Origin of the sequence: Phenylobacterium sp. (assembly GCF_036264965.1) — a bacterium.
Classification (GTDB): Bacteria; Pseudomonadota; Alphaproteobacteria; order Caulobacterales; family Caulobacteraceae; genus Phenylobacterium.
Genome location: NZ_DATAPY010000033.1, coordinates 1 through 25,011, shown reverse-complemented (window position 1 = coordinate 25,011; position 25,011 = coordinate 1). Strand labels below are relative to the sequence as shown.

General features: G+C 69.3%; 19 protein-coding genes and 1 pseudogene. 10 read left to right on the top strand and 10 right to left on the bottom strand.

Annotation, left to right across the window (positions count from 1 at the left end):
• The 3 genes and pseudogenes from VHS75_RS04425 to VHS75_RS04415 all read right to left on the bottom strand — a co-directional run.
• Positions 1-1,102, bottom strand: a pseudogene (locus tag VHS75_RS04425) (hypothetical protein); the annotation flags it as partial.
• 48 nt (positions 1,103-1,150) lie between these two features.
• On the bottom strand, positions 1,151-1,900 hold the full coding sequence (locus tag VHS75_RS04420) for an ABC transporter ATP-binding protein (protein ID WP_329637398.1): 750 nt from the start codon (positions 1,898-1,900) through the stop codon (positions 1,151-1,153).
• Positions 1,897-2,733 carry an ABC transporter permease gene (locus tag VHS75_RS04415; protein ID WP_329637397.1) on the bottom strand — a complete coding sequence of 279 codons (837 nt, stop codon included), beginning with the start codon at positions 2,731-2,733 and terminating at the stop codon, positions 1,897-1,899. Before VHS75_RS04415 ends, VHS75_RS04420 begins: the two co-directional genes overlap by 4 nt.
• Before the next feature lie 139 nt (positions 2,734-2,872).
• Here VHS75_RS04415 and VHS75_RS04410 point away from each other — a divergent pair, with 139 nt between their 5' ends.
• A complete protein-coding gene (locus VHS75_RS04410) occupies positions 2,873-3,946 on the top strand; it encodes a glycosyltransferase family 2 protein (protein ID WP_329637396.1) in 1,074 nt (357 codons plus the stop codon).
• Entirely contained in the window at positions 3,943-4,311 is a 369-nt protein-coding gene (locus VHS75_RS04405; protein WP_329637395.1) for a hypothetical protein, read from the top strand. The genes VHS75_RS04410 and VHS75_RS04405 overlap by 4 nt, the downstream gene beginning before the upstream one ends.
• Here the strand turns inward: VHS75_RS04405 and VHS75_RS04400 are convergent.
• On the bottom strand, positions 4,303-5,049 hold the full coding sequence (locus VHS75_RS04400; protein WP_329637394.1) for a PIG-L family deacetylase: 747 nt from the start codon (positions 5,047-5,049) through the stop codon (positions 4,303-4,305). The two genes, VHS75_RS04405 and VHS75_RS04400, sit on opposite strands and share 9 nt — an antisense overlap.
• 1 nt (position 5,050) lies before the next feature.
• On the bottom strand, positions 5,051-5,896 hold the full coding sequence (locus tag VHS75_RS04395) for a GNAT family N-acetyltransferase (RefSeq protein ID WP_329637393.1): 846 nt from the start codon (positions 5,894-5,896) through the stop codon (positions 5,051-5,053).
• Positions 5,897-6,013: 117 nt separating this feature from the next.
• Between VHS75_RS04395 and VHS75_RS04390 the strand changes: the two genes are divergently transcribed.
• Positions 6,014-7,414, top strand: coding sequence for a hypothetical protein (locus VHS75_RS04390; protein WP_329637392.1), 1,401 nt, complete (start codon positions 6,014-6,016; stop codon positions 7,412-7,414).
• Here VHS75_RS04390 and VHS75_RS04385 read toward each other — a convergent pair.
• A complete protein-coding gene (locus tag VHS75_RS04385) occupies positions 7,411-8,166 on the bottom strand; it encodes a hypothetical protein (protein ID WP_329637391.1) in 756 nt (251 codons plus the stop codon). The genes VHS75_RS04390 and VHS75_RS04385 overlap by 4 nt on opposite strands.
• Positions 8,167-8,302: 136 nt before the next feature.
• On the opposite strand from VHS75_RS04385, the gene VHS75_RS04380 reads away from it, so the two are divergent.
• Complete coding sequence (locus VHS75_RS04380; protein WP_329637390.1) at positions 8,303-9,673, top strand: hypothetical protein; 1,371 nt, start codon at positions 8,303-8,305, stop codon at positions 9,671-9,673.
• Here VHS75_RS04380 and VHS75_RS04375 read toward each other — a convergent pair.
• Genes VHS75_RS04375 through VHS75_RS04365 form a run of 3 tightly spaced genes read right to left on the bottom strand, consistent with a single transcriptional unit; the run spans position 9,670 to position 13,927 of the window.
• Positions 9,670-10,788 carry a glycosyltransferase family 4 protein gene (locus tag VHS75_RS04375; RefSeq protein ID WP_329637389.1) on the bottom strand — a complete coding sequence of 373 codons (1,119 nt, stop codon included), beginning with the start codon at positions 10,786-10,788 and terminating at the stop codon, positions 9,670-9,672. The two genes, VHS75_RS04380 and VHS75_RS04375, sit on opposite strands and share 4 nt — an antisense overlap.
• Entirely contained in the window at positions 10,785-12,878 is a 2,094-nt protein-coding gene (locus VHS75_RS04370) for a glycoside hydrolase family 99-like domain-containing protein (protein ID WP_329637388.1), read from the bottom strand. The genes VHS75_RS04375 and VHS75_RS04370 overlap by 4 nt, the downstream gene beginning before the upstream one ends.
• 11 nt (positions 12,879-12,889) lie before the next feature.
• The gene (locus tag VHS75_RS04365; RefSeq protein WP_329637387.1) at positions 12,890-13,927 is read right to left on the bottom strand and encodes a hypothetical protein; all 1,038 of its coding nucleotides are present in this window, start codon (positions 13,925-13,927) and stop codon (positions 12,890-12,892) included.
• Positions 13,928-14,078: 151 nt separating this feature from the next.
• Here VHS75_RS04365 and VHS75_RS04360 point away from each other — a divergent pair, with 151 nt between their 5' ends.
• From VHS75_RS04360 to VHS75_RS04350, 3 genes are read left to right on the top strand one after another with little or no spacing between them, the layout of a single operon-like run.
• Complete coding sequence (locus tag VHS75_RS04360) at positions 14,079-16,052, top strand: glycosyltransferase (protein ID WP_329637386.1); 1,974 nt, start codon at positions 14,079-14,081, stop codon at positions 16,050-16,052.
• Complete coding sequence (locus VHS75_RS04355; RefSeq protein ID WP_329637385.1) at positions 16,049-17,086, top strand: hypothetical protein; 1,038 nt, start codon at positions 16,049-16,051, stop codon at positions 17,084-17,086. The genes VHS75_RS04360 and VHS75_RS04355 overlap by 4 nt, the downstream gene beginning before the upstream one ends.
• Before the next feature lie 49 nt (positions 17,087-17,135).
• Positions 17,136-18,356 (top strand): hypothetical protein, encoded by a 1,221-nt coding sequence (locus VHS75_RS04350; protein ID WP_329637384.1) that lies wholly within the window; start codon positions 17,136-17,138, stop codon positions 18,354-18,356.
• Here the strand turns inward: VHS75_RS04350 and VHS75_RS04345 are convergent.
• The gene (locus VHS75_RS04345) at positions 18,353-19,144 is read right to left on the bottom strand and encodes a DUF6270 domain-containing protein (protein ID WP_329637383.1); all 792 of its coding nucleotides are present in this window, start codon (positions 19,142-19,144) and stop codon (positions 18,353-18,355) included. The genes VHS75_RS04350 and VHS75_RS04345 overlap by 4 nt on opposite strands.
• Positions 19,145-19,380: 236 nt before the next feature.
• Between VHS75_RS04345 and VHS75_RS04340 the strand changes: the two genes are divergently transcribed.
• From VHS75_RS04340 to VHS75_RS04330, 3 genes are all read left to right on the top strand, one after another.
• Positions 19,381-21,108 (top strand): type I secretion system permease/ATPase, encoded by a 1,728-nt coding sequence (locus VHS75_RS04340; protein ID WP_329637382.1) that lies wholly within the window; start codon positions 19,381-19,383, stop codon positions 21,106-21,108.
• Entirely contained in the window at positions 21,105-22,481 is a 1,377-nt protein-coding gene (locus VHS75_RS04335) for an HlyD family type I secretion periplasmic adaptor subunit (protein ID WP_329637381.1), read from the top strand. The genes VHS75_RS04340 and VHS75_RS04335 overlap by 4 nt, the downstream gene beginning before the upstream one ends.
• Positions 22,482-22,799: 318 nt before the next feature.
• On the top strand, positions 22,800-24,737 hold the full coding sequence (locus tag VHS75_RS04330; RefSeq protein ID WP_329637380.1) for a calcium-binding protein: 1,938 nt from the start codon (positions 22,800-22,802) through the stop codon (positions 24,735-24,737).
• Positions 24,738-25,011 lie beyond the last annotated feature (274 nt).

The following is a 25,011-nucleotide window of genomic DNA, read 5'->3' as shown; positions in this document are numbered from 1 at the left end:
CCTGCAGCGCCCGAGGCCGGCCGTCCGCGCTCACGCCCCTCAACCAGCCGACGAGGTCTTCGCTCGGCGGCGTTTCGAACCCATCTGCCGCCTGCCGCATCACTCCGCTGAGGCCCAAGGTGAGCCGCGCCTCGACCGCCTCGGTCAGACCCTCGAACCGCTCGCCGGACCGGGCCGCCGCGAGCGCCGCCAGCCGCTGCGGCCTGGTCACCGGCGCGCCCGACGGAAAGCGGCCGTGGCCGTAGGGGATGGCGCTCGCTTGCGTGTGGCCATTGGCGAGCAGGCGCCCGGCGTACTCCTGCAGCAGGGTCGCGAGCGGCAAGCCTGCGGCGACCCTGATGCGGTCCTGGTGCTTGGAGAGCACCTCCGGACGTCCGGGGTCGAAGCCGGAGAAGTGGAAGAAGCCCAGCGGCTCGCCATCCACGGTCCAGCCATCGGCGGCCTTGGCCAGGGTGCGGCCTTCCAGGTTCCAGTAGGCGAGGTTCAGCGCCGGCGTGCGCAGGACCGCCAGGCTGTCCACGAAGCCGGGCGACAGATCCATCCAGCGCTGGTCGGTGAAGAGGCCGTTCTTCAGGTCGACGCGGCAGTCGAACTCGCAGCGGTCGGCCCACCAGCTCATCAGGTCCACGACCTTCGGCTCGGCGCGGGCGGCGCAGAAGCCGAGGTTGAACGAGCCGGACCGCAGGATCGCGTGGTCGTTCGGCATGGCCGAGCCCAGGAGCGGCTTGGTCAGATGCGGGGTGAGCGCCAGTTGGGCCTCGGCGAGACCGGCGCGCACGGCGTCCAGCGGCCGGAACACCACGATGTCCGGGTCGAGGTAGGTGGCCGAGGTCACGCCCGGTGCGGTGAGGAAATGGCGGAAGACGTAGGGCTTCACCGCCGTGTTCAGCTCCAGCGCGTCGTAATAGACGCTCATGGCGGCGTAGGGCGCGCCCATCTCGCGGGCGTCGATCACCTCGGCGAGGCGTTCGAGGTGCGGGATCGGTCCGTCGGTGGCGACGACCACGCGCCGCGCCATCGGCTCATGGACCGCCAGACTCTCCATCAGCGTCGCGGCCTGGGCCGCGTAGTTGCGGGAGACGATGGTGAAGATGACGTCCAAGAGGGAAATCCGTAAGCGCGCCTGGGGCTTGATCTATCAGGCGCCGCCTCAGGCGGCCAACAGCTCGTCGAGCTTCTTGATGTCGGTGACCGGCGAGGCGACGCCAGCTTCCATCCGCATGACCTTGTTGCAGTAGAGGCGCAGCAGCTCGACGTCGTGGGAGGCCAGGACCAGGATGCCGGCGCGCTCGACGAGCTTCAGCAGGCGCTTGTGGGCGATCTTCTGGAAGTCGGCGTCGCCGACGGCGATCCACTCGTCCATCAGCAGCACGTCGGATTCGACCGCGGTAGCCGCGGCGAAGGCCAGGCGCGCCTGCATGCCGGCCGAATAGGTCTTCACCGGCATGGCCAGGAAGGGGCCGAGGCCGGAGAACTCGGCGATCTCGTCCAGCCGTTCGTCGACCTCCTTGGACGAAAGGCCCGCGATGCGGCCGCGCAGGCGGATGTTGTCGAACCCGGTGGCCGTGGGGTCGATGCCCAGGTTGAGGTCGAGCAGCGCCGAGATATGGCCCTGCACCTCGATTGAGCCTTCGTCCGGCTCGTAGGCCCCGGAGAGCGCGCGCAGCAGCGTGGTCTTGCCCGACCCATTGTGGCCGATCAGGCCCAGGCGATCGCCGGCCTTCAGCTCCAGGTTCAGGTTGGAGATGGCGGTGACGTCGGTCGAGCCGTGGTGCGAGCCCAGCCGTCCGCCCACGGCGATCTTCGCCAGATGCTTCTTCAGCGACTTGGCGTCGATGCCGTAGACCGGGAACCGGAGCGTCAGGTCCTTGCAGGAGATGGAAACGGGAGGCGGCTTCATAGGTAGTGCACGATCCGCCGGCGGGTGTTGGCGAAGACGCTGAAGACGAGCGCCCAGCCGACGACGGCCATGGCCGCCAGGAAGGCGAAGGTGTGCGGCTCGACGCCCCGGCCCATCAGCGGCGCCCGGACGCCTTGCAGCAGGTGGTAGAATGGATTGGCGTCGAGGATCAGGTGATAGCGGGCCGGGATGCGGTCCGGCAGCCAGAACACCGGTGTCATGATCGCCGCAGCCTGGGTGATGGAGGCGACAATCTGCGGGATGTCGCGGAACCGCGCCGAGACGATCGCCACCAGCATGGAAATCCAGGCCACGTTGACGATCAGGAAGAAGAGGCCGAGCAGCGCCACCGGATAGTTCGCGACCCGCCAGAACCCGTAATAGACCAGCACCGCCAGCACGATGACGATGTGGTGGGCCAGGTTGATCAGGTTCCGCAGCACCGTGCGCCAGATGAAGGTGAACATCGGCAGGCTGGTCTGCGACAGCATGCCGGCCGCCTGGACGAAGGTGTCGCAGCCCTCGTTGATCGTCGTGGTGACCGTGCCGAAGAAGACGATGCCCAGCGCCACGAAGGGCATGAACTCATGCAGGGGCACGCGGAACAGCTCGCCCCACAGCACCCCGATGCCCAGGACCATCAGGCCCATGGACAGCGTGATCCAAAGGGGACCCAGGATCGAACCGCGATAGCGGGAGACCACGTCGTGCCAGGCCAGCGACCAGGCCAGGTCGATCCGCTCGATCGACGCCCGCAGGTCCCGAAACGCCATCTGGTACTCGAACAGCGCGCCGCGCCGTCCGGTCCGGAGCATGTGGGTTGCGGTGTCCATTGATTCCCGAGGAAGGGGCTCTCGCGGCGAAGGGGCGCTCGTAACAGGCAAGGCCCTAATGGCGCAAGAACGCCGCCGGGCGCCACGGCAGGCCGTCCACCGCTTTGCCAGCATGCGGAGTTCCATGTTAGCCGGGCGCATGGCGTCCATCGACAAGACCGCGCGGGCCGGGGCTCCGCCGATGGAGGGGCGGCTTCGGCGGCTGCAAGCCCTCGATCCCACCTTGGAGGGGTCCGGCGTCTGGTTGGTCGTGCCCTGCTACAAGGTCAAGGCCCACATCCTCGACGTGATCGCCAAGACGCCCGCCTGGGTCGAGGGCATCGTCTGCGTCGACGACGCCTGCCCCGAGCAGTCCGGCGCCTTCATCGAGGCCAACGCCAAGGACCCGCGGGTGGTCGTGGTCAAGCTGGCGCAGAATCAGGGGGTCGGCGGCGCGACCATGGCCGGCTATCGCGAGGCCATCGCCCGTGGCGCCCAGGTGCTGGTCAAGGTGGACGGCGACGACCAGATGGACCTGGGCTACATGCCCCACCTGGTGGCCCCGATCCTGCTGGGCGAGGCCGACTACGCCAAGGGCAACCGCTTCACCTCGATCAGCCACCTGGCGACCATGCCGCCGGTGCGGGTGTTCGGGAACGCCGCGCTCAGCTTCGCGGCGAAGCTGTCGACCGGCTACTGGAACCTCTTCGACCCGACCAACGGCTACACAGCCATCGAGGCGCAGGTGGCGAAGATGGCGATCGAGAAGCGGGTCTCGCGGCGGTTCTTCTTCGAGACCGACCTACTTTATCACCTGGGCACGCTGCGCGCGGTGGTCCGCGACGTGCCGATGCCGGCCCGCTACGGCGGCGAGGTCTCGAACCTGAGGGTCGGGGCCATCGTCGGGCCCTTCGCCGTCAAGCATGTCACCAACTTCCTGCAGCGGGCGCTGGGCCAATATTTCGTGCGCGACTTCAACGCCGCCAGCCTGGAGATGGTGTTTGGGATCTTCTTCCTGCTGTTTGGGATGGGCTATGGCGCCCACTACCTGTCGGTCCGTCACACCGGCGCCGCGTCGCCGGGCGTGGTCATGGCCGCGGCCCTGCCGGTGATGCTGGGCGCGCAGCTGCTGATGCAGGCGCTGAATTTCGACGTGCTGAACGTGCCGGTGCGGCCGATCCACCCCTATCTGCGCACCATCGCGCGGATGGAAGCCGAGAAGGGGACGCCGTGAAACTCGCCGACATGGCGCTCTGCGCCGGCTTTTCCCTGGCGCTGCCCATCGGCCAGACTCTGTTCAAGTTCGCGGCGGTCAACAATGCGCGGCTGAGCGGACCGCTCGTCATGCGCCTGATCACCAACGTCCCGCTGATCGGCGCCTTCGCCTGGTACGGCCTGACGGCGCTCTTCTGGTTCTACATCCTGACGCGGGTGCCGCTGTCGCTGGCCTACGCCTTTTCGATCGTGGGCTCCGGGCTGGTGCCGCTGGTGGCTTGGCTGGTGTTCAAGGAGCCGCTCGATTGGCGATTCGCGGTGGGCTACCTGCTGATGCTGGCGGGCTTCGCGGTGATCATGCAGGGCCAGCGGGCCCTAGGCTGAGCGGCCGGCCAGGAAGGCGTCGGCCGCGGCGCGGACGTCCTCGTAGGGCACCCTGAACATCCGCTCGTAGAGCAGCGCGCCGGCGTGTGGCCGCTCGCGGATTCGCTTCGGGTCCAGGCGCTGGACGCCGAAGTCGCGCGTGCAATAGGTCCAGAACATGGTCGGCCACAGGCCCAGCCACGCCCGCTGCAGGATGAAGAACCGTACCGCCAGCATCCAGCGGATCAGAGGCCCCGCGCCGAGGGCGAAGCGTCGGACCGGCCCGTTCTCGGCCAGCGGCCGGCCGCCGTGGAACCAGGGCGCCGGCAGGCCCTGGCCGTTGTAGAGGCTGATCATCTCGATCGGCAGATCGCCGCGTGCGGCGGCGAGCTGGCTGGCCAGGAGCGCGCACATGTCGTGGTCCATGTGACCGCCTTCCCAGGCCGGGCAGACCAACCGTTCGACGGTGACGTCGGCCAGCGCCGCCTCCAGCGCCGCATAGGCCGCGATCAGCGCCCGGTGCAGGCCGCCGTCCACCGCGCCGCTGGCCTGGCCCAGATGCACGGCCCGCGCGCCGTCCAGCCCGAGCCAGGTCAGGAACCGGCGGGTCTCGGCGTGGCGCTGGGCGCGGATCGCCGCGCTCGGATAGTCCACGACGTAGAGGAAGAGCTGGTCCTTCCCCGCGGCGCGCGCTTCGTCGATCAGCGGCAGGCCGCAGTACTCGTCGTCGAAGTGGGCGAGGACATAGACGACGGTCATCTCAGTACGGATCGAAATCGAGGAAGTTGAGCGCCACCGCCTCGCGCCGCAGCGCCGAGGGCGCGGTGGTCCCCAGCCTGCGCCAGATCAGGTTCAGCGGCGAGGGGCGCAGCCGCTCCGGGATTGGCAGGAAGGCGGAGAGGTTCATCCGCGGCTCCAGGCCGAGGAACAGGGTCGCGGCCAGCGGCGCGCCGCCACCGCGCGTCGCGGCCTCAGCGTCCGCCAGGAAAGCGCCGCATTGGACGAGGGGCAGGTGTGTCCTGGCCCAGACGCCGGTGAGGTCGCCGCGCCTGGCGACCGTGTAGCGCCCGTCCGGGTTGGCCAGCCGCCAGGCCAGCAGGTTCTCGCGCCAGGCGCCCTGGTACTGCACCGGCGCGTCGGAGAACCGGCGCGGCAGGGCGGCGAGCACACCAGCGTGCAGGCGTCCCACGTCCTGGAAGGCGAGCTTGCGCAGGAAGCCCGGCGTCGAATTGGCGTTGGCGACCCCGATGACGAAGCCATAGCCCGCCGCCGCGCCCAGTTCGTAGGCGCGCTCGGCCAGCGTCGTGAAGAGGCCCTTGCCCTGGTAGTCCGGATGGGTGGCCGTGTTGAGCGACAGGAGGCCCTTGACCACCGCGCCGTCGATCCGCGCCTCCAGCGGGCAGGTCACGTAATGCGCCGCGAGCGTCTCGCCGTCCCAGGCGTCGGCGCCGACCACGCTGCCGGCGGGATTGTCGCGATAGCGCCAGGCCAGCGCCGCGGTGTTGAACTTGTCGGTCCCGAACGCGGCGTTCAGCAGGTGGCCATAGCCCTCCAGCTGGGCCGGCGCGGTCCCCGCCGGCCGGATTGCGAGCGCCTGGCCTGTCATGGCGGCAACTCACCATGATTGGCCCAGGCCGCCAAGCGACGGTGTTTTTTAGAGCTTCTCATTGCGGCAGGCGCACCGTACCAAACCCCTGAGTAAGGGCGGGGAACCGGGCGGCGGATGGCGAAGCTCTCCATCGACATCAGCGTCAATGTCAGCCCCCGCACAGCATTGCGGGCGGTGCTGGCGGCGGGCCTGCTGGTCATGCTGGGCGCCAATCTGCCCGGGCACCTGAGCTACGACTCCGTGGCCCAGCTCTACGAGGGCCATTTCCACATCCGCGAGACCTGGGGCCCGGCGCTCTACGCCTGGGTGCTGGGGTTCTTCGATCGCTTCATTCCGGGCACGTCGCTCTACGTGACGGTGAGTGCGGCGCTGCTGTTCGGCAGCCTGGCGGCGATGGCGGACCTGCGGCCGCGAACCAGCTGGTGGGGCGTGCTGATGGCCGCCCTGGTGGCGCTGACGCCGCAGCTGATGATCTACCAAGGCATCGTCTGGAAGGACATCATGTTCGCCGACTGCGCCGTGGCGGGCTTCGTCCTAGTCGCCTGGGCCGGCCGTGTCTGGCCGGACAAGGTGCGGCGCTGGACCCTGCTGATCGCGGCCCTGGTGCTGATGGCCGCCGGCGCCCAGGTGCGTCAGAACGGCATCATCGCGGGCGGCTTCGCAGCGCTGGCCGTGGGTTGGATCGCGGCGCAAGGCAGCTGGCGGCGCGGGATCGGCTGGGCGGTCGGCGCGCTGATCGCGCTGGTGCTGGTCGGCGGGGCGGAGACCACCTTCTCAGAGCCGCCCAAGGCGCCCACCGACACGGCGCTCTCCACGGGCCTGCGGATCGTCCAGAGCTACGACCTCCTGGGCGCCATCGCGATGGATCCCAACTACAAGATCGACAAGCTGAGCGAGGCCGATCCGGCCGCCGCCGCCATCGTCCGAGCCCGGGCCAAGGCCGACTATTCCGGCCGCCGCGTCGACTTCGTCGACCGCGACACCGCCATCCAGGCCGGCATGAACGCCCTGCCCGACAAGGCCTTCGCCCAGCAGTGGATCGACCTGATCATCCATCATCCCGGCCTGTACCTGCGGGTGCGCTGGGAGGACTTCCGCTGGGTGTTCGCCCCGCCGGTGATCGACTGGTGCCTGCCGGTCTACGTCGGCATCGACGCGCCGATCGAGAAGATGGCCCCGCTGGGGCTGCAGCACCGCTTCGTGCAGTCCGACGTCATGCTGTCCAACTATGCGAGCTGGTTCCTCGACACGCCGGTGATGAACCATGCCTTCTATTTCGCGGTGTCGCTGGTGCTGGCGGGCCTGTTCCTCTGGCGGCGGCAGGAGGGCGACGTGACCATGGCGGCGATGCAGCTGGCGGCCGTGGCGTTCTCGGCCAGCTTCTTCATCATCTCGATCGCCTGCGACTATCGCTATCTCTACTTCAGCGATCTGGCGGCGCTGGCAGGGCTGCTTTACGCGGCAGTCGATCCGCCTCTTCCTTGGCTTAAGGGGCCGATGCGCAAGCCTAGCTAGGCGAAGCCGTCTTCCCATTCGGCGGCCACATCCAGCCGGGGTTTGCGCGCGCAGAGGAATCGATAGAGCGACAGCTGGCGGCCCACGCCGAAGCTCTTGATCTGCACGTCCTCGAACAGGGCGCGGACCAGGGTCTCGACCTCGCGGGCGTCGTTGACGTGCTCGTGGGCCATGAGCAGGCCGTAGTCGAGGCCGTGGCGCAGGCGGAACTCCAGGCCCGTCGTGGCCATCCAGCCCAGCGCCCAGAGGAACCCGCCCTCGCTCGGGATCGCCGCCCGTAGCGCCGCGTCCGGCGCCATCAGCCGGGCAGCGCGGGCCAGGACGAAGGGCAGGTCGCAGATGTGCTCCAGGGCGGCGACGCTGGTCACCCGCCTGTAGCGCCGGTCGAGTGGGATCTGGCGGATGTCGTCAAAGGTGTCGCGCACACCGCCGATCCACGGCGAATCGGCGAACAGCGCCTTGAACGGTTCGATGATGTCGTAGGCCCCGCAGGCCGGCTCATAGGCGAGTTGGTTCAGCGTGCCGGCGCCCAGCTCCAGGGTCGCGGGCTGGGTGTCCGCGCCCTTCACGTCAGCGGCGACCTGCAGGTGCAGCCAGCGTTCCAGCCGCTGCGACAGCGAGGCCGCCGGCGTCTCGCCGCTGCGGTTCTCCAGATATTGCTGGGTGTAGATCGCCGCCAGCTTGGGCGGCAGGGTCGGGCGGGTCTTGGGGAAACGGGCGAGCAAGGCCGCAAGATCGCGCGCGCCGCTCATCCACTCTTCCTCCGTCCGTCGCTTCAAGGATCGGCAGACTTAGCAAGCCGCGGCGCGGCGCCCCACACCTTTTGCCGCTTCCCTTGGCCGCGAGGGGCTTTTACCAACGGGACAGGTTGGCGAACGAGGCGGGCGCTTGAGCGAGGCGATCCACACCGGCGAAGGGGAAAAGGCCGGCAAGGCCTTCCGAATCGCTATGTTCGCCGGGCTGCTGCTGACGTTAGCGGCCAATATCCCTGGCCAGATGTCGCTGGATTCGGTGGTGGCCCTGACCGAGGCGCGCAGCGGCGTGCGCCAGACCTGGGCGCCGGCGGTCTCGTCCTGGATCCTCAAGCCCTTCGACCATCTGGTGGCCGGGACCGGGCTCTATGTCACCGCCTCGGCGGCGATCCTGTTCCTCAGCCTGATGTCGCTGACCCGGCTGCGGCCCCGGGCAACCTGGGGCGCGGTCGCGCTGGGCGCCTTGGCAGTGCTGACGCCGCAGCTCTTGATCTACCAAGGGATCGTCTGGCGCGACGTGCTGTTCGCCAACCTGACGATCGCCGGCTTCGTCCTGTTAGCGAGCGCGGCCCAGCGTTGGGCGTCGCGGCCGAACCTGTCCCTGGTGGGCGCGCTTGTCTGCCTGACCCTGGCGGCGCTGGCCCGGCAGAACGGCCTGATCCTGGTGGTCGCCGCCGCGGGCGTGCTGGCCTGGACGGCGCGGGCCGAAGGCTGGCGCCGGAGCCTGGCCTGGGGCCTCGGCAGTCTGGCCGCCGTGGCGGTGTTGGCCTTTGTCATCAACGGGATCGCCAAGCCGCCGGGCGCTAATTCGAAACTGCGGCAGGGCGCCGAGACCCTGATCCTCGAGCATTACGACATCGTGGGCGCCAAGGCGCACCATCCGAAGCTGAAGCTGAAGGAGATCGGCAAGGCCGACCCGGCGGCCCAGGCCCTGCTCGAAGCCCAGTCCGCCAAGATGTACAGCGCCGCGCGCGTCGACACCCTGGACCAGGACGACACCTTCCGTCGCACGCTCTGGCACGTGCCCGACGCGGCGATGAACGCCCAGTGGCGGCGCGTGATCCTTCACTATCCGGCGGCCTACGTCCTGCAGCGGCTCGACGTCTTCAAATGGACCTTCCTGACGCCGAAGCTGGAGCAGTGCCTGCCGGTCACCGTGGGCGTCACCGGGCCGGACGAGATGCTGAAGGACCTCGACATCCAGACCGGGGTCGATCCGCAGGACCAGGGCCTGGCCGACTATGCGCGGCGGTTCTACGGCACGCCGGTCTTCTCGCACCTGACCTGGGCGGTCGTGGCGCTCGGGGTGATCGGCCTGCTCTGGCAAAGGCGCGATCCGGCGGATTGGGTGTTCATCGCGCTGATGGCCGGGAGCCTGGCATTCGCCGCCAGCTTCCTGCTGATCTCGGTGGCCTGCGACTACCGCTATCTCTACCTGCTCGATCTCGCCGCCATGGCCGGCGCGCTCTACACGGCGCTCGATCCGCCGCGCTGGAGGAAACGCTAGGCGCCGCCGATCGCGGTCAGCCGTTCCAGTGCGCGGGCGCCGACGGTCTTCAGGGAATAGTGCTGGGCGATGAAGGCCTTGCCGCGCGCGCCCTTGGCGCGGGCCGCCGCCGGATCGTCCATCAGCTTTTCCAACAGGCGCGAGGCATGCTCCGGCGAGGCGTCGGCCCAGGCCTGGCCGTCGCCCTGCGGATAGGCGCCAGGCGCCACCGGGGTCATCTGATAGTCGACCAGCAGGCCGGTACCCGGCGGCATGAAGTCGAGGTTGCCGGAATAGCCGGTGGCGATGGCCGGGCGGCCCAGGGCCATGGCCTCGGCCATGCCGCGCCCGAAGCCTTCGGAGCGGTGCAGGGAGACGAAAACGTCGCTCACGCGGATCAGGTTCTTGATCTCGTTGTCGCTCATGTCGCCGTAGAGCGCCTGGGCCCGGTCGCCGAGCGCCGCCAGCCGGGCCTCCAACGCCGCCTGCTGCTCGTCCATGTCGCGGCCGCCGCGGGACTTGATCACGCAGTGAATGTGGGCGTCGGGCCGCCGTTCGGCGAGCAGTTCGAAGGCCTTGAGCACGGCTTCGGGGTTCTTGCGGTCGGCGAAGGAAGCGAAGTCGAAGAAGAAAACCGCCACGAAGGCGTCCTCCGGGACGCCGAAATAGCGCCGGCCCAGGAAAGACGAGAGCTTCAGCTCGACCGCCAGCGGCATGCGGTGGACAGGCCGCGAGACGGCGTCCTGCAAGGCGGCTTGCACGAAGGCCGAAGGCGCCCAGATCTCGTCGAAGCGGTCCAGCACCTTGGCCCAGGCGGCGGGATAGCGGGCCAGCTCCCAGGCTGGATAGGCGACGTTGTAGCCCCGGGCGAAGGCCGCCTCGCCGACCTTGTCGATGACGCGCGCGGCCTCGTCGCCGTTGACGCCGAAGATGTTCACGCCTTCACCGAGGGTGGCCACGAGGTGCGGGGCGAAATCACGTTCCAGATCGGGGTCGAAGCCGCGGTTGGCGTCGGCCACATCCAGCAGGCGCGGCGTCACGCCGACGGCCTGCAGGGCGCGGAAGGTGGAACGCGCGTGCTCCGCCATGCCGGTCAGCTGGAACGGGTAGCCGACGATGGTCACCTCGCCGGTCACGCCAAGAGGTCCGCGTCGGCGGCGTTGGCGACGGCCTCCAGCCAGCCGTGGCCGAAGCGCAGGTCGGGCTCCAGCGCCGCGCCGGTCTCCCAGTCGTTCCAGGCGTGGAGGAAGACCAGGCGGTGATCGGCGGTCCGGCCGCGCGCCGAATCGCTGGCGGCCTCCAGCCAGGCCTGCAGGGCGCCGGGACTGGCGCCTTGCCAGACGACCGGGGCGTCCTGCGAGCGGGGCGTGGTGTCGTGGGCGACGACGACCAGCGGGATCTCGTCGGCGTCGAGGACCTCGGCCATGCGGTTGCCAACCAGGGTCAGGGCGTCGTGCGCCAGACCGCGGAAGTCGGGGTTGATCACCGGGCCGGGCGGGCCCTCCGCGGCGCGGGATCGAACCGGGTCGGGCAGGCGGGCGTCGAAGCCGGCGGCGGGCGTGCCGCCGCGCTGGACAAGGAAGAGGTCGCCAAGCTTGCGCCAGGCCGCGAGGTCCGCACCGGGCGCCAGGAGGACGACGGGCTTGCCGTCGATCTTCAGGGCCTGCGGCGAGGCGAGGATCGACGCCAGGGTTTTGGGCGGCGTCTTGCCGCACCAAGCCAGGCAGAAAGGGAAGGCCGCGCCGGCGATGGCGGCCAGGTCCGCGGGGCCGGCGGCCTCGTGGCAGAAGCCGGCCAGGCCGTAGCGGGCGGCCAGCGCCTCGTCACGGGCCAGGACCGCCGGGTCGGCCGGGTCGCTGAAGCCCTGGGCCGGCAGGCGCGGTTGAAGATGGCCGCGATAGTTGGGCAAGGCGCGGGCGACGGCGACCCAGTCGGGTGCGGTCGCGCGGCGGATGGCGATCACCCGCACGGGCGCGCTGGGCCGCGTGACGGCTCGGGGCCGTCGCAGGGCCTCGTAATCCTCGACGCCATAGGCTTGCGGATCGGGGTCGGAGGCGCGGCGCAGGTCGGCGAACAGGGCCTGGGCGGAGACCGCATGGCCCACGGGCGCGCCGGTGGGCGGCCGTTCGGTTCGGCGGCGCATCCAGTGGTCGAGACCGCTCAAGACGCCCTCGGCGGCGTCCGGATGGGCCGCGAAATAGGCCGGCTCGTCGAAATCCGGCGCCGGCCAAAGGCCCTCGAAGGTTCCGAGCGTCAGGTAGTGCTGCAGCGGGTTGGCGTTGGCCAAGGGCCGGTCGCCCGCCTGTTCCAGATAGTAGGCCGGCTTGAAGTGTGGGCTCGGGCTCTTGCCGGCCCGTGCGCCGGTCCGCAGATAGTCGCTGAGCGGCTCTCCGCGCAGGCCGCCGTGGCGCTGGCGGCGATAGAAGGCGGTGTCGAACAGCGGATGCGGATCGAGACCCTCGGCGGCGCCCTTGGTCACGTAATCCAAAAGCGGAGCGACGCCAGCTGCCTGCGCCTCCGGGTTCCGCTCCAGGTACCAGGCGCCGGCGAACAGCGGATGCGGCTCCAGCCCCTGACGCCAACCGATGCGCAGATAGTGGATCAGCGGGTTCTCGCCGGTCTCCGCCAGCTCGTCCGACTGGCCGACATAGTGACGCACGTTGAACAGCGGGTGCGGATCGGCTCCGGCGGCGGCGCCTTCGAAGACGAAGTGCTCCAGCGCGGTCAGCCCGGCGGCGGCCATCCGCGCGCCATGGCGGGCGCGGTAGGCGGGCGCATCGAGCAGCGGGTGCGGGCTGAGGTTGTGGCTGTCGCCGACCACCAGATAGTGGGCCAGCGGCGGCCAGCGGCTGCCCGCCAGCGCCGGTGCGGCTCTGAGGTACCAGCTCTGGTCGAGCAGGGCGCGCGGCTGGGCGGCGGCGTCGGGGCCGGCTCGGACATAGTCGCGCAGGGCAACGGTCGGCCCGGCCATCGAGCCCAGGCTGTCGTCGAGCTCGGCTTCCCACAGGCCGCTGGCTTGCAGCAGAATCATGCGGCCCGGCGTCTTGGCTCGCGCCAGCAGGCGGTCAAGACCGCGAGGCGCGCGACGCGACATACGGCCGGCGTAGCGGGCGCGATTGGCGGCCTGGAACCGCGTCCAGCGGGCCTCGCCGGCGGCGACCCGCGCGTCGTGCGCCGCGCGGCGGGCGGCGACCAGGGCTGCGGGATCGATGGGCTTGGCGGCCACGTGAGTTGGGCTCAGCCGTCGGCCAGGATGGCGTCGAGGCGCTGGGCGGCCTCGGCGGCGTCGCGGCGCAGGGCCTCGACCTCGGCCTGCAGGCGCTGCTTCTGGCCGAGCTCGAACTCCAGCCGCTGGCGCAGGTCCACCAGTTCGGCGCGCGCCTCGTCCAGGTCGCGGGTCGCCGGAGAGACCAGCACGCCGATGTCCTGGGCGCGGGCGGAGAGCGCCTTGGCTGCCTTGTCCAGCGCGGCGGGGCCGGGCGCCTTGCCCGTTGCGGCGGCCTCGAACCAATCCAGCACCTGGGCGGCCAGCGCGCCGGCCCAGCCCAGGTCCTTCAGGCCGCCCGTGGCGTCGTTGTGGCGCAGCGCCGGGGTCAGGAAGCGGCCGATGGCCTTTCCGGCGGCCTCGGTGAGCTTCGGCAGCGGCGCGCCGTGGGCCGCCTCGATCTTCGCCGCCTCGGCGCGCCAGTCGCTGAGCAATCCGTCGTAGCTGACGAAGGCGCGGGGCAGGTCGCGGGTATAGGCCTCGGCGGCCAGCATGTAGGCCGTCCAGATCAGCACCGACTTCTCCGGCGCAAAGCCGTTGCGCCGCGACAGGGACCCGGCCACCGCCAGGGGGTGGCGCACGGGGATCACGCAGCGGGCCGCCACTTCCAGCTCCGTCAGCACCGTGCGCCAGAAGGGCATCAGGACGGTGACCCGCGGGTCCTTCAGCAGCGGATAGCGGACCTCGCCATATTCCTCCTCAAACAGGGCCTCGGCCCGGTTCAGCCAGGTGCGTTCGGCCTTGGTGGAGAGCGGCCGGTAGGGGAAGGCGAAGATGTCGTCCCAGGCCGCGCCACCCTCACGCAGACGGGCGTCATTGAAGAGGGCGATCTTCCAGGGCTCGAAGTAGCCCTTGGCGTTGTGCTCGTCGCCGGCCATGACATTTTCCGGCAGGGAGGCGCCGGCCAGGGCCAGCACCTGGGTCACCGCCGAGGTGCCCGAGCGGTGCATGCCCAGCACCAGATAGGCGCTGCGCCCTTCACGCGTATTGGCGGCCTTGTCGGGGGTCATCGATCGTCCGGTCACAACCTGATCAGGGCCTCGGCTCTACGGGCGGGACGACTGCGTCGCAAGGCCCCCGCCCGGTTGATCGCTCCGGCCTTCTGTTGCACAGAGCCCCTGGAGTATCCAGCTTGGGCCGCCGCACAGGAATTTACGCCGCATGGCCGTGACGGCCCCTCCCAAGGCCCCCGCCGACCAGCTGTTCACGGTGATCTCCACGGCGGTGGACGGCGCCTTCTACCGGGCGGTGAACCCGGACCTGGCCGGCAGTGGCCTAGACCCGATCGCCCACTATGCGGGCAGCGGCTGGCGCGAGGGGCGTGACCCGGCGCCGTGGTTCTCCACCACCGCATACCTGCGGGCCTACCCGGAGGTGGCCAAGGCCGGCTGGAACCCGCTGCACCATTATTTGGCGGTTGGCCGCCGGGAGGGGCGCGAGATCGTCCGCTCAGTGCTGGCGGACGACTATCTGTTGCGCCGGGCGCGCCGGGGCGAAACGCCGGCCTGGAGCTTCGAGACCTTGATCGGGGAGGGGCAGGCGGCCGACGCGGTGGCCGAGGAGGCGCAGGTCCGCCACCGCGAGCGGATGCTGGCCGGCGCCGAGTTCGACGCGGCCTACTATCTGGCCGCCAACGTCGACGTGGCCAAGATCGGGGTCGATCCGCTGGACCACTTCCTAGCTTCCGGCTGGCGCGAGGGGCGCGACCCGAACACGACCTTTTCGGTGAAGGACTACCTGGAGTCCTATCCGGACATCGCTGCGGCGGACATCAATCCGTTCATCCACTTCCTTAGCGCGGGCCGCGCCGAGGGGCGGACGGGCCGCACCGAGCTCGGCTTCCGCTATGAGATCATCAAACGCCTGGTTCCGCCGGAGGCCAAGGTGGCCGCCGTGGTTCGCGCCGAGGCGAAGCTCAAGCTGGGGACTGCCGCGGCGCTGACGAAGGGACTGGCCGGCGCGAAAACCGGCCTGGCGCACCTCTATCTGACCTTCAGCCACGACGATTACACGGCCAACACCGGCGGGGTGCAGCTCTGCCTGCAGCGGGAGGACGCGCGGATCGAGGCGCTCGGCCGCGATCATCTGCATTTCTACCCGGCCAAGCCCTGGCCGGTGGTGCGCCTGCGCGGCGAGGCAGGGCATCTGGGCGTGCTGCTGAACGGCAAGCCGCTGGGCGTCTTCGCGCCGAAGACAATCGTCAGCGTCCTGGCCCAGGCCGCGGGGGCGGCGAAGGCCGGCCAGCGCAGCTTCGCGATCCACAGCCTGCTCGGCCACAACGCCGCCGAGACGGCAGATATCCTGGCGGCGGTCGGGCTGAAGGCCGGCTTCTTCTGGCTGCACGATTTCGCCAGCCTCTGTGCGGGCTTCCACCTGCTGCGCAACGACGTGGAGGACTGCTCGGCGCCGCCGCCGGAGAGCCAGGCCTGCGGCATCTGCGTCTACGGCCCCTGGCGCGCGCGCCACATCGCCGAGCACGAGCGGCTGTTCGAGCGCCTGTTGCTGACGGTTGTCAGCCCCGCACAAACGACGCTGGACCTGTGGAAGGCGGCCGCCAGCTATCCGACCGCCGGCGAGGTGGTGCTGCCGCACGCCCGGCTGGTGGAGCGCGCCCCGGCGCCGGTTCCGCCGGCGGACCGTCCGCTTCGTATCGCCTTCGCCGGGATGCCCGCTGCCCATAAGGGCTGGGAGGTGTTCCGCGACCTGGCGGTGAAGCACGCCGACGATCCCCGCTATCACTTCCTGCACCTGGGCGGCCGCACGCCGCCGGGCCTCGGCGTCGAGTTCCACAAGGTGACGGTGACCGAGGCTAAGCCGCGGGCCATGCAGGACGCCATCGAGACCCACGAGGCCGACGCCGTGGTGATCTGGCCGCTCTGCCGCGAGACCTTCTCCTTCACGGCTTACGAGGCGGTGGCGGGCGGCGCGGCGGTGATCACCGGCCCGGACAGCGGCAATGTGGCAGCCTTCGTCGAAGACGGCCGCCACGGCTTGGTGCTCAGCGGCGAGGAAGCTCTGGCGGCCGCCTTCGAGAACGGCGAGGTGGCGGAGCTGGCCCGTGCGCGCCGCCGGCCTGTCCTCTACGATCTGGCGTTCAGCGCCCTGACGGTCGATCTGCTGGAGCGGGCCAAATGAAGGTCCTCTGCTATTCCAGCTTCACCTTCTCGTACCTGAACCGCGCCCGGGTCCTCTACCAGACGCTGCGCCGCTTCCATCCGGAGTGGGAGCTGGTGGCCCTGATCACCGATAAGCCGCCGGCCGGCTTCCGCTTCGACCCGGCCAAGGAACCCTTCGACCGGGTGGTGTGGGCCGAGGACTTGGGCATCCCCGACTTCCAGGGCTGGCTCTTCAAGCACGACGTGGTCGAGGTCTGCACGGCGGTCAAGGGGCCGTTCATCCACCAGGCCTGCCAAGGAGGCTTTTCTGGCGGCGCCGACGCGGTGATCTACCTCGATCCGGACACCGCCCTGTTCGCCAGCCTGGCCCCCCTGGAGGCGTGGCTGGAGGAGAGCGACATCCTGCTCACGCCGCACCTGATCGATCCCAACGACACGCCCGAGGCGATTGCGGACAACGATCTTTCCGCATCGCGCACCGGCATCTTCAACCTGGGTTTCGTGGCGATTCGCACGACGGGCGAAGGCGCGCGCTTCGCCAGGTGGTGGAACGACCGGCTGCTGGACTGGTGCTACGACGACATGCCGGCCGGGCTTTTCGTCGACCAGCGGTGGTGCGACCACGTCCCGGCGCTGTTCGACCACGTCAAGGTGGTCCGCGACCCTGGCTACAATGTCGCCAGCTGGAACCTCAGCACGCGGATGCTGGCAGTGCAGAAGGACGGCCAGGTCATGGTCAACGGCGCGCCGCTGCGCTTCTGGCACTTCACCAAGCTCGGCCCCATGGGCGACGCCATGACCAAGAAGTACGGGGCGACCAACTTCCCGGTCTACGAGGTGTGGAGCTGGTACAAGCGCCAGGTGACGGCCGCGACCGACGCGGCGATCCCCGAGCGCTGGTGGGCCTACGGCGCCTATTCCGACGGGACGCCGATTGAGAAGCGCCATCGTGTGCTCTATCGCCAGCGCGCCGATCTGCAGGCGGCCTTCCCCGATCCGTTCGCGGCGGGCGAGGGCGGCTACGCCCGCTGGCTGGAGCGTGAGGGGCTCTGAAGACCGGCCTGCCTTGACAGGTTCCGGTCCGCACCCGAGACAACCGCCCATGGCCAAGACCGCCGCGCCCCCGAAAGCCGCCCTGGCGACACCTGTCGAGCCGCGCCTCCCCGAGGTCGCGCAGAAGGCCGCCGCCGTGGCGAAGAAGGTGGCCGGCCTGCGCGCCGACCTGGCGCTGGCTCATGACCTGACCCACCAGGCGCAGGTCCGCGAAGCCCTGAGCCGCTCCGAGCTCACCCTGGCCTTGGGCGCGGCGCTGAAGGCGCGGGCCGACGCGATCGCCGGCGCGCGGCGCGACGCCCTCGCCGGCTGGGCGGCGAAGGTGAACCGTCCGCCGCGTTCGCCGAGCCGCGCAGCCCAGCGCCTGTTCCTGCGGCTGGGGATCTCCGGCCAGGTGCGCCTGATCGTGGACAGCCGGCTTTGGCGCGGCGCCGACCTCAGCGATATCACCGCCTATGTCCGGCGCGGGAACGATCCGGCCGCGGCGCCGCGCGCGCTGTTCGACCAGGCTTGGTATCTGAAGACCCAGCCGCAGGCCCAGGCGTTCGGCCGCGCGCCGTTCGTCCACTATCTGACACGCGGCATGGCCGCCGACGCCGCGCCGCATCCGCTGTTCGATCCGGTCTTCTACCGCAGCCGCAACGCCGCCGAGTTCGGCGAGACCTCGCCGCTCGCCCATTTTGTCTACGCCGGCGCCTGGCTTGGCCGCGACCCGCATCCGCTGTTCGATCTGGCCCACTATGCCGGCCAGCGGCCGACCCTGGCCGCGGGCGAGGACCCCGTCTCGCACTACGTCCGCGCCGGCTGGCGTTACGGGCTGTCGCCGCACCCGCTGTTCGATCCGGCCTGGTACCGCCGCCAAATGCCGCGGCAGGCCGCCGAGCTGCCGCCGCTCGCGCACTATCTGACCGAGGGCTGGCGGCAGGGCCTGTCGCCGCATCCGCTGTTCGACGCCAAATGGTACCTGGAACAGTACGAGGACATCGCCGCCGCCGGGCTTGAGCCGCTGACCCACTACCTGGCCGGCGGCGCGACGGAGGGGCGCAATCCCAGCCCCTGGTTCGACACCGCCCACTATGTGGCGGCGCGCGGCGCCGGCCTGGAGGCGGACGTCAATCCGCTGGTCGACTACCTGCAGGGCGGCGCCTGGGCAGTGGCCGAATCTCGGCCGGGTTTTCCGACCGCCGCGTACCTGGCTCAGCATCCGGAACTGGTCGCCCAGGGCATGACGCCGCTGGAGCATTGGGCTCGCCAGGGCTCCAAAGCCTAGGCCGCGAGCCTCGGGCGGACGCCGAGCGGCGCCAACTGGGCCCAGATCGCCGCGTAGTAGGCCGGCACATAGTGGAAGGGACTGAGGCCCCACAGGTGTCCATCGTCGGCGACGCGCTGGTCCGGCGCCTCGACGCGGGCCATGGGCGGCATCACGTCGACAAAGGCCGCCTCGTAGCGCGCCAGCAGCGCATTGTGGGCCGCCAGATCGCCCGGCCGGCCAGGCAGGATCTCCACGCCGTTCATCGCCGCTGTCCGGCCGCCAGACGTGCGCCGGCGGTCCGCCCAGCGGGCCGAGTGCAGGATCAGCTGGGCCTGCGCCAGCGGCGTGGCGCGCACCAGCGCCGCCATCTGCGCCGCCGCGTCGAGCCAGAGCCGGTCGCAGCCCGGCGAGAGGCGCGGGATGACGCGCGCGCCCCGGAATGCCGACTGGCTGCGGTAGCCGCTGGCCTCCAGCTCCCAGCTGTCGGTCACCACGGCGACTCCGGCCGACAGCAGATCGAACCGCTCGTCGATGAAGTCGAAGATCAGGTGGGTGGGGCGAAAGGCCACAAGCGCCGACAGTGCGGTCTTGGTCAGGTCGGCGACCAGGGCCCGGTGCGGCTGGGCTTTCAACCCGCCAGGTGGCTTAGCGGCCGGCCGGAAGCCCGCGAGAGGTGTGGCAAAAAGGCCCGGTAAGCTGGTGCGCGACACGTAGAGCAGCTCAGCTTGGCCGTCTGTGTCGGACTCGCCACGGAACCGCCACAGATCGCGGCTTATGCAGCTGCCGACAATGGCGACCTTCGACATGCAAACTCCCGGCCTCGGCGCCGCATTCCTGCGCGGACGCATGGCGTCCCGCAAGGGGTCCGCGCGCGGTCGCAGGCGCCACATTGACATCGAGAGTGCGTCTAAGCATCTCTCCGCCCGCTCCGGGCGTTCCGGGCTAGGTGACCGCCGGTCGATGAATTTCGATCTGCGTTCACTCTTTTAGGCCACCCTCTAGTAACATTGACGGCACGAACGGACGGCACGGCTCGGCGCGCATGAAATTATTCAGCTTTCTTACGAATCAGCCGGACAACGCGCTGACCCGGGCCCTGTCGGCCGGCAAACATCCGTTCGCGGTGGCGGCGACGTTCAGCTTCTTCTCGAACGTGCTCTACCTGGCGCTGCCCCTCTACACCTATCAGGTCTATGGGCGCGTGCTGGTCAGCCAGTCGGTGCCGACGCTGGTGGTGTTGAGCGCCATCACGCTCTTTGTCTTCGCGGTGTCGAGCGCCATCGACGACTATCGCGCGCGCATCCTGATCAACTATGGGGTGATGCTCGACCAGCGCGTGTCGGGCCGGGTGTTCTCGGCGCTGTTCGACGCCTCGGTGCGGGGCGATCCGACGGCCAAGGCGCAGGCGCTGCGCGACCTCGACCAGTTCCGCCAGACCCTGACGGGCGTGGCGGCGGCGGCCTTCTTCGACGTGCCGTGGATCCCGGTCTTCGTCATTGTGCTCTACATCATCGACCCGGCGGTCGGCGTGTTGGCGACCGTGGGCGCGCTGGTGCTGCTGGGCCTGGCGCTGACCCAGGAGCGCCTGTTGCGGCCGGTCATGAAGGACGCCAGCGACGGCCAGCTGCGCAGCTATGCCTTCACCGACGCCGCGCTTCGCAACGGCGAGGTGGTGCGCGCCATGGGCATGCTGCCGACGCTCGGCGGATCGTGGGCCGGCCATCGGGCGGTGGCCATCGAACGCGGCGCCAAGGCGGCGGAGATCTCCAACAGCTTCACCGACATCATCAAGGCGACCCGGATGGGCATCCAGGTGCTGATCATCGCGATCGGCGCCTACCTGATCATGAAGGGCAAGATCCACCAGGGCATGCTGTTCGCCAACATGATCCTGGCCAGCCGCGCGCTCGCTCCGATCGAGAAGATCGTCGGCGCCTGGGACCCGCTCAACAACATGGTGCGCGCCCACGGCCGGCTGATGCAGATCCTGTCCAGGGCCGAGCCCCTGTCGGCGGCGACGGCGCTGCCGCGGCCCAAGGGCCGGCTGACCACCGAGGGCCTGAATTTTGCGCCGGCGGGCGCCACCAAGCTGCTCCTGATGAATATTAACCTGATGGTCGAGCCGGGCGAGACCCTGGGCGTGATCGGTCCGTCCGGCGCCGGCAAGTCGACGCTGGCCCGCCTGCTGGTGGGCATCTGGCGGCCGAACAACGGCGTGGTGCGCCTCGATGGCGCGGACGTGTTCAGCTGGGACCGCGCCGATTTCGGCCGCCACGTCGGCTACCTGCCGCAAGACACCGAGCTGTTCGCCGGCTCCATCCGCGACAACATCGCCCGCTTCCGCCTCGACGTGAGCGACGAAGAGGTGGTGACCGCGGCCCAGCTGGCCGGCGTCCACGATCTGATCCTGCGGTTGCCCAAGGGCTATGAGACCGACGTCGGCGAGGGCGGTCACACGCTGTCGGCCGGCCAGCGCCAGCGCGTGGGCCTTGCCCGCGCCATGCTCGGCGACCCGGCGTTCATCGTGCTCGACGAGCCCAACGCCAGCCTGGACGCCGAGGGCGAGGACGCGCTGCTTCGGGCGATCGACGCGATGAAGACCAACGGAGCCACCGTGGTGATCATCTCCCATAAACCCAGCATTTTCCGCGCCGCGGACAAGATGCTCGTCCTGCGCGAAGGCCGCGTCGAACTGTTCGGCCCGCGCGATCAGGTGATGAGCCGTCTGACCAAACCGACCGAAGTGCGCGCCGTCGAGGCCGGCCGATGAAACTCGATCTCACCCCCCTGCACTCGTCCTACGTCGCCCCGACCTTCGGCGACGACCGGCTGCCGATCGACCCGATGCTCGAACGGCGCATGCGCCAGCCGATGATCGTCGGCAGCCTGATCATCGGGATCCTGGTCGTGGGCCTCGGCCTCTGGGCGTCGCTGAGCCCGCTCGCCACCGGGATCACCACCCAGGGCGAAGTGCGCGTCGAGATGAACAAGAAGACGCTGCGCCATCGCGAGAGCGGAACGATTCGCCAGGTCCTGGTCCAGGAAGGCCAGCGCGTGCGCGCCGGCCAGCCGATGATCCTCTACAACGACGTCGAGGCGCGCGCCGCCTACGACGTCCAGCAGAATCAGCTGGACAGCTATGAGGCCCAGGCGGCGCGGTACACCGCCGAGGCCCTGGGCCGGCCGGCGGTGACCTATCCCGCGGATCTGACGTCGCGGACGTCCGACCCGCGGGTCCAGGGCCTGATCCGCGATCAGGAGGTGCTGTTCTCCACCCGCGCGCAACTGTTCCAGAGCCAGAATGCGGTGCTGGCCCAGCGGATGGACCAGCTGCAGAGCCAGATCGAGGGCCAGCAGCTGCAGGTCGCCTCGATCGACGAGCAGATCAAGCTGACCGCCGAGGAAATGGCCGGCTACCAGACGCTCTACGACAAGGGCTTCGCGCCCAAGCCGCTGATTCTGCGCTACGAGCGCACCATCGCCGACCTGCAAGGCCACAGGGGCTCGCTGATGTCCGACATCGCCCGCATGCACCAGCAGATGGGCGAGACAAAGATGCAGGAAGCGGCCAACCGCGACACCCGTCAGAGCCAGGCCGCCGACGGGCTGCGCGACGCCCAGAGCCACATCGCCGACATCACCCCGCGACTCACCTCCGCCAAGGAGACCCTGGATCAGACGGTCGTCCGCGCGCCGGTCGACGGCTACGTCTTCAACCTGACCCAATTCACCGCCGGCGGCGTGACCAGCCCGGGCGAAGGGCTGGTGGAAGTGGTCCCGGCCGACGCGCCGATCATCATCACTGCCCAGGTCCCGCCGCAGGACATCCACAAGGTGCATGTGGGCATGGACGCCAAGGTGCGGCTGACCGGCCTGAATTCGCGCTGGCACGGCCCGCTGAGCGCCAAGGTGATCATGGTTTCGGCCGACAAGACCATCAACGAGAAGGCGACGCCCACCGTTGCCTTCTATCGCGCCGACCTGCGGATCGACCCGAAAGAACTCACCAAGCTCAAGAAGGACACCCAGATCACGTCAGGGATGCCGGCCTCGGTGCAGATCGTCAGCGGCAAGAAAACCGTCATGGGATCGCTGATTTCACCGATCACCGACACCCTCCACGGGGCGCTCTCAGACCAATAGATGCGTCTCGGTGACAGGCCGTAAGTCGAAGGAATCCACGGCCTTTTTGCTGTTGCGTAAATTGCGGGCTTCCGATACGTCTTCCCTCGGGCTCGTTTAACCTTCGCCGCAGCCACGCTATGGCGCTTGGGATAAATGGACCGTCGGGACTGCTCCATCGGGGATGGGGGTCAGGCGTGCCGGGGGTCCGTGTGACACAGACTGGAGAGATCTATGGCGACTTATTTCTTTGAGACCATTACGGCGGCGCAAGCGCTGACGTTCAACTCGGCGGCGGACACGCTCGTGTTCCAGAACTCGACCTCATCGGGCCACTCGATGACGGTGCTCTACAACGCGGCGACGGCGACTTCGGCCGCCACCGTGACCGTGATCGACCCGATCGACGGCAAGACCGTCGTGTTCGGCACGGGTGTCTATGATCTGGGCGATACGACTCCGGCGGGTCACACCACCTCGCTGTTCGGCGATGGTTCGGTCCTGGACATCGGCGGCAGCGACACCAACGTCGGCGCCGGTCAGGACACGGCTACGGGCACGGTCTTCGGTGACGGCATGTTCGGCGGGGCCGGCGACGACTCCCTGACCGGCGGGCTCGGCAACGACCTCATTCAAGGCAACGGCGGCAACGATACGCTGACGGGCGCGACGTCTTTCGGCGGCGGCGTCAGCAGCGACGGCAACGACACCATCTTCGGTGGTCAAGGCAACGACAGCATTGACGTCGGCGGCGGTTCGAACTTCGCCCAGGGCAACCTCGGCAACGACACGATCACGGCCAGCAACGCCAGCTCCTCGACCCACCAGACCCTCCTGGGCGGTCAGGGCAACGACATGATCACCGGCGGCGCCGGCGGCGACACGCTCAGCGGCGACCTCGGCAACGACACGCTCATAGGCAATGGCGGCAACGACAGCCTCGCCGGCGTCAGCGGCGACGACAGCCTGGTCGGCGGCACGGGCGACGACACGCTCGACGGCGGCGACGGCGACGACGTCATCCTCGGCAACGGCGGCGTCGACCTCATCACCGGCGGCAACGGCAACGACAGCATCGACGTCGGGGCCGACACCAACTCGGCGGCGAGCACGATCGAAGGCAATGCCGGCGACGACACCATCACCGACGGCAGCAAGGGCGCCGACACGCTCCTGGGCGGTCAAGGCGATGACTCGATCACCGTCAGCGCTACGGGCTCGAAGTTCGTCGATGGCAACCTCGGCAACGACACCATCGTCGCGACCGCGGCCGCCGGCGGCAACATGACGATCAAGGGCGAAGACGGCAACGACTCGATCAACACGAGCCTGGCGCCTGGCAGTGCGATCAGCGGCAACGAGAACATCGATGGCGGGACCGGCAATGACACGATCAGCGCCGGCAACGGTAGCGACACCATCGCCGGTGGCGACGGTAACGACCAGATCACCGACATCGGCGGGGCCAACCACATCGATGGCGGCAACGGCGACGACTCGTTCACGCTGAGCGGCGTCACCTCCAGCGATACCGATACGATCACGGGCGGCGCCGGCAACGACGTCGTCTCGATCAGCGGCGTTGGCCACGGCAAGGACAACATCAATACCGGCGACGGTAATGACAGCGTCAATGCGATCAACGCGGCTAGCTCGCAAACCATCGTCGGCGGCACGGGCAACGACAGCCTGTTCGGCGGCTCCGGCAACGACTCCATCTCGGCTACGGCCGGTAAGGACATCCTCGCCGGCGGTCTCGGTAACGACACGATCCACGGCAGCACCGGCGCCGACACCATCGTCGGTGGCCAAGGCACCGACATCATGACCGGCGGCGGCGGCGGCGACCTGTTCGTCTTCGGCGGCAACACGGGCACGACGCCGGGCATCGAGGCGCTTCACGGCGGCACGGTCGATACGGCTCACAACGACTCGCCGGTGGTCGCCGGCGCGCTGGACCAGATCCTCGACTGGACCGGCGGGACCACGGGCGCGCCGACCAACTTCCTGCACTTCAACGACTCGACCGGCGCCAACATGGCGGCGGGTAGTAGCGCGAACTACGTCGAAACCACGGGCACCGACTTCAACGATGCGGTGACGCAGGCCAGCCTGCACCTCGGCGTCGCTGGCGTCACGTACGTGGCTGTCCAGATCGGGTCCGATACGGTGGTGTTTGCCGATACGACCGCCGGTGGCGGTATCACGGCGGCCGACACCGCGGTCGTGCTGGTGGGCAAGTCGCTCACCGACATCGACTTCACGAACATCATCTAAGCCCCGGCTTAGACGACGAGAGGTCAGGGGCCGCCCTCCGGGGCGGCCCCTTTCTTTTTGGCCGATCGCTTAGGTGCAATCGACATTCATTCCGAGGTGAAGCCGTGATTTTGGCGATCCTCCTCCCCTTGCGGGAGGAGGTGTCAGCCGGAGGGCTGACGGAGGTGGGGTCGCGCTCCCCTCTCCGCCCGAGACTGAGTTCCGAACAGCGCCGAGAGGTTTGAGAAACCTCACCTCCGACCCGCGGAGTTTATCCTCGGGTCGGCCTTCGGCC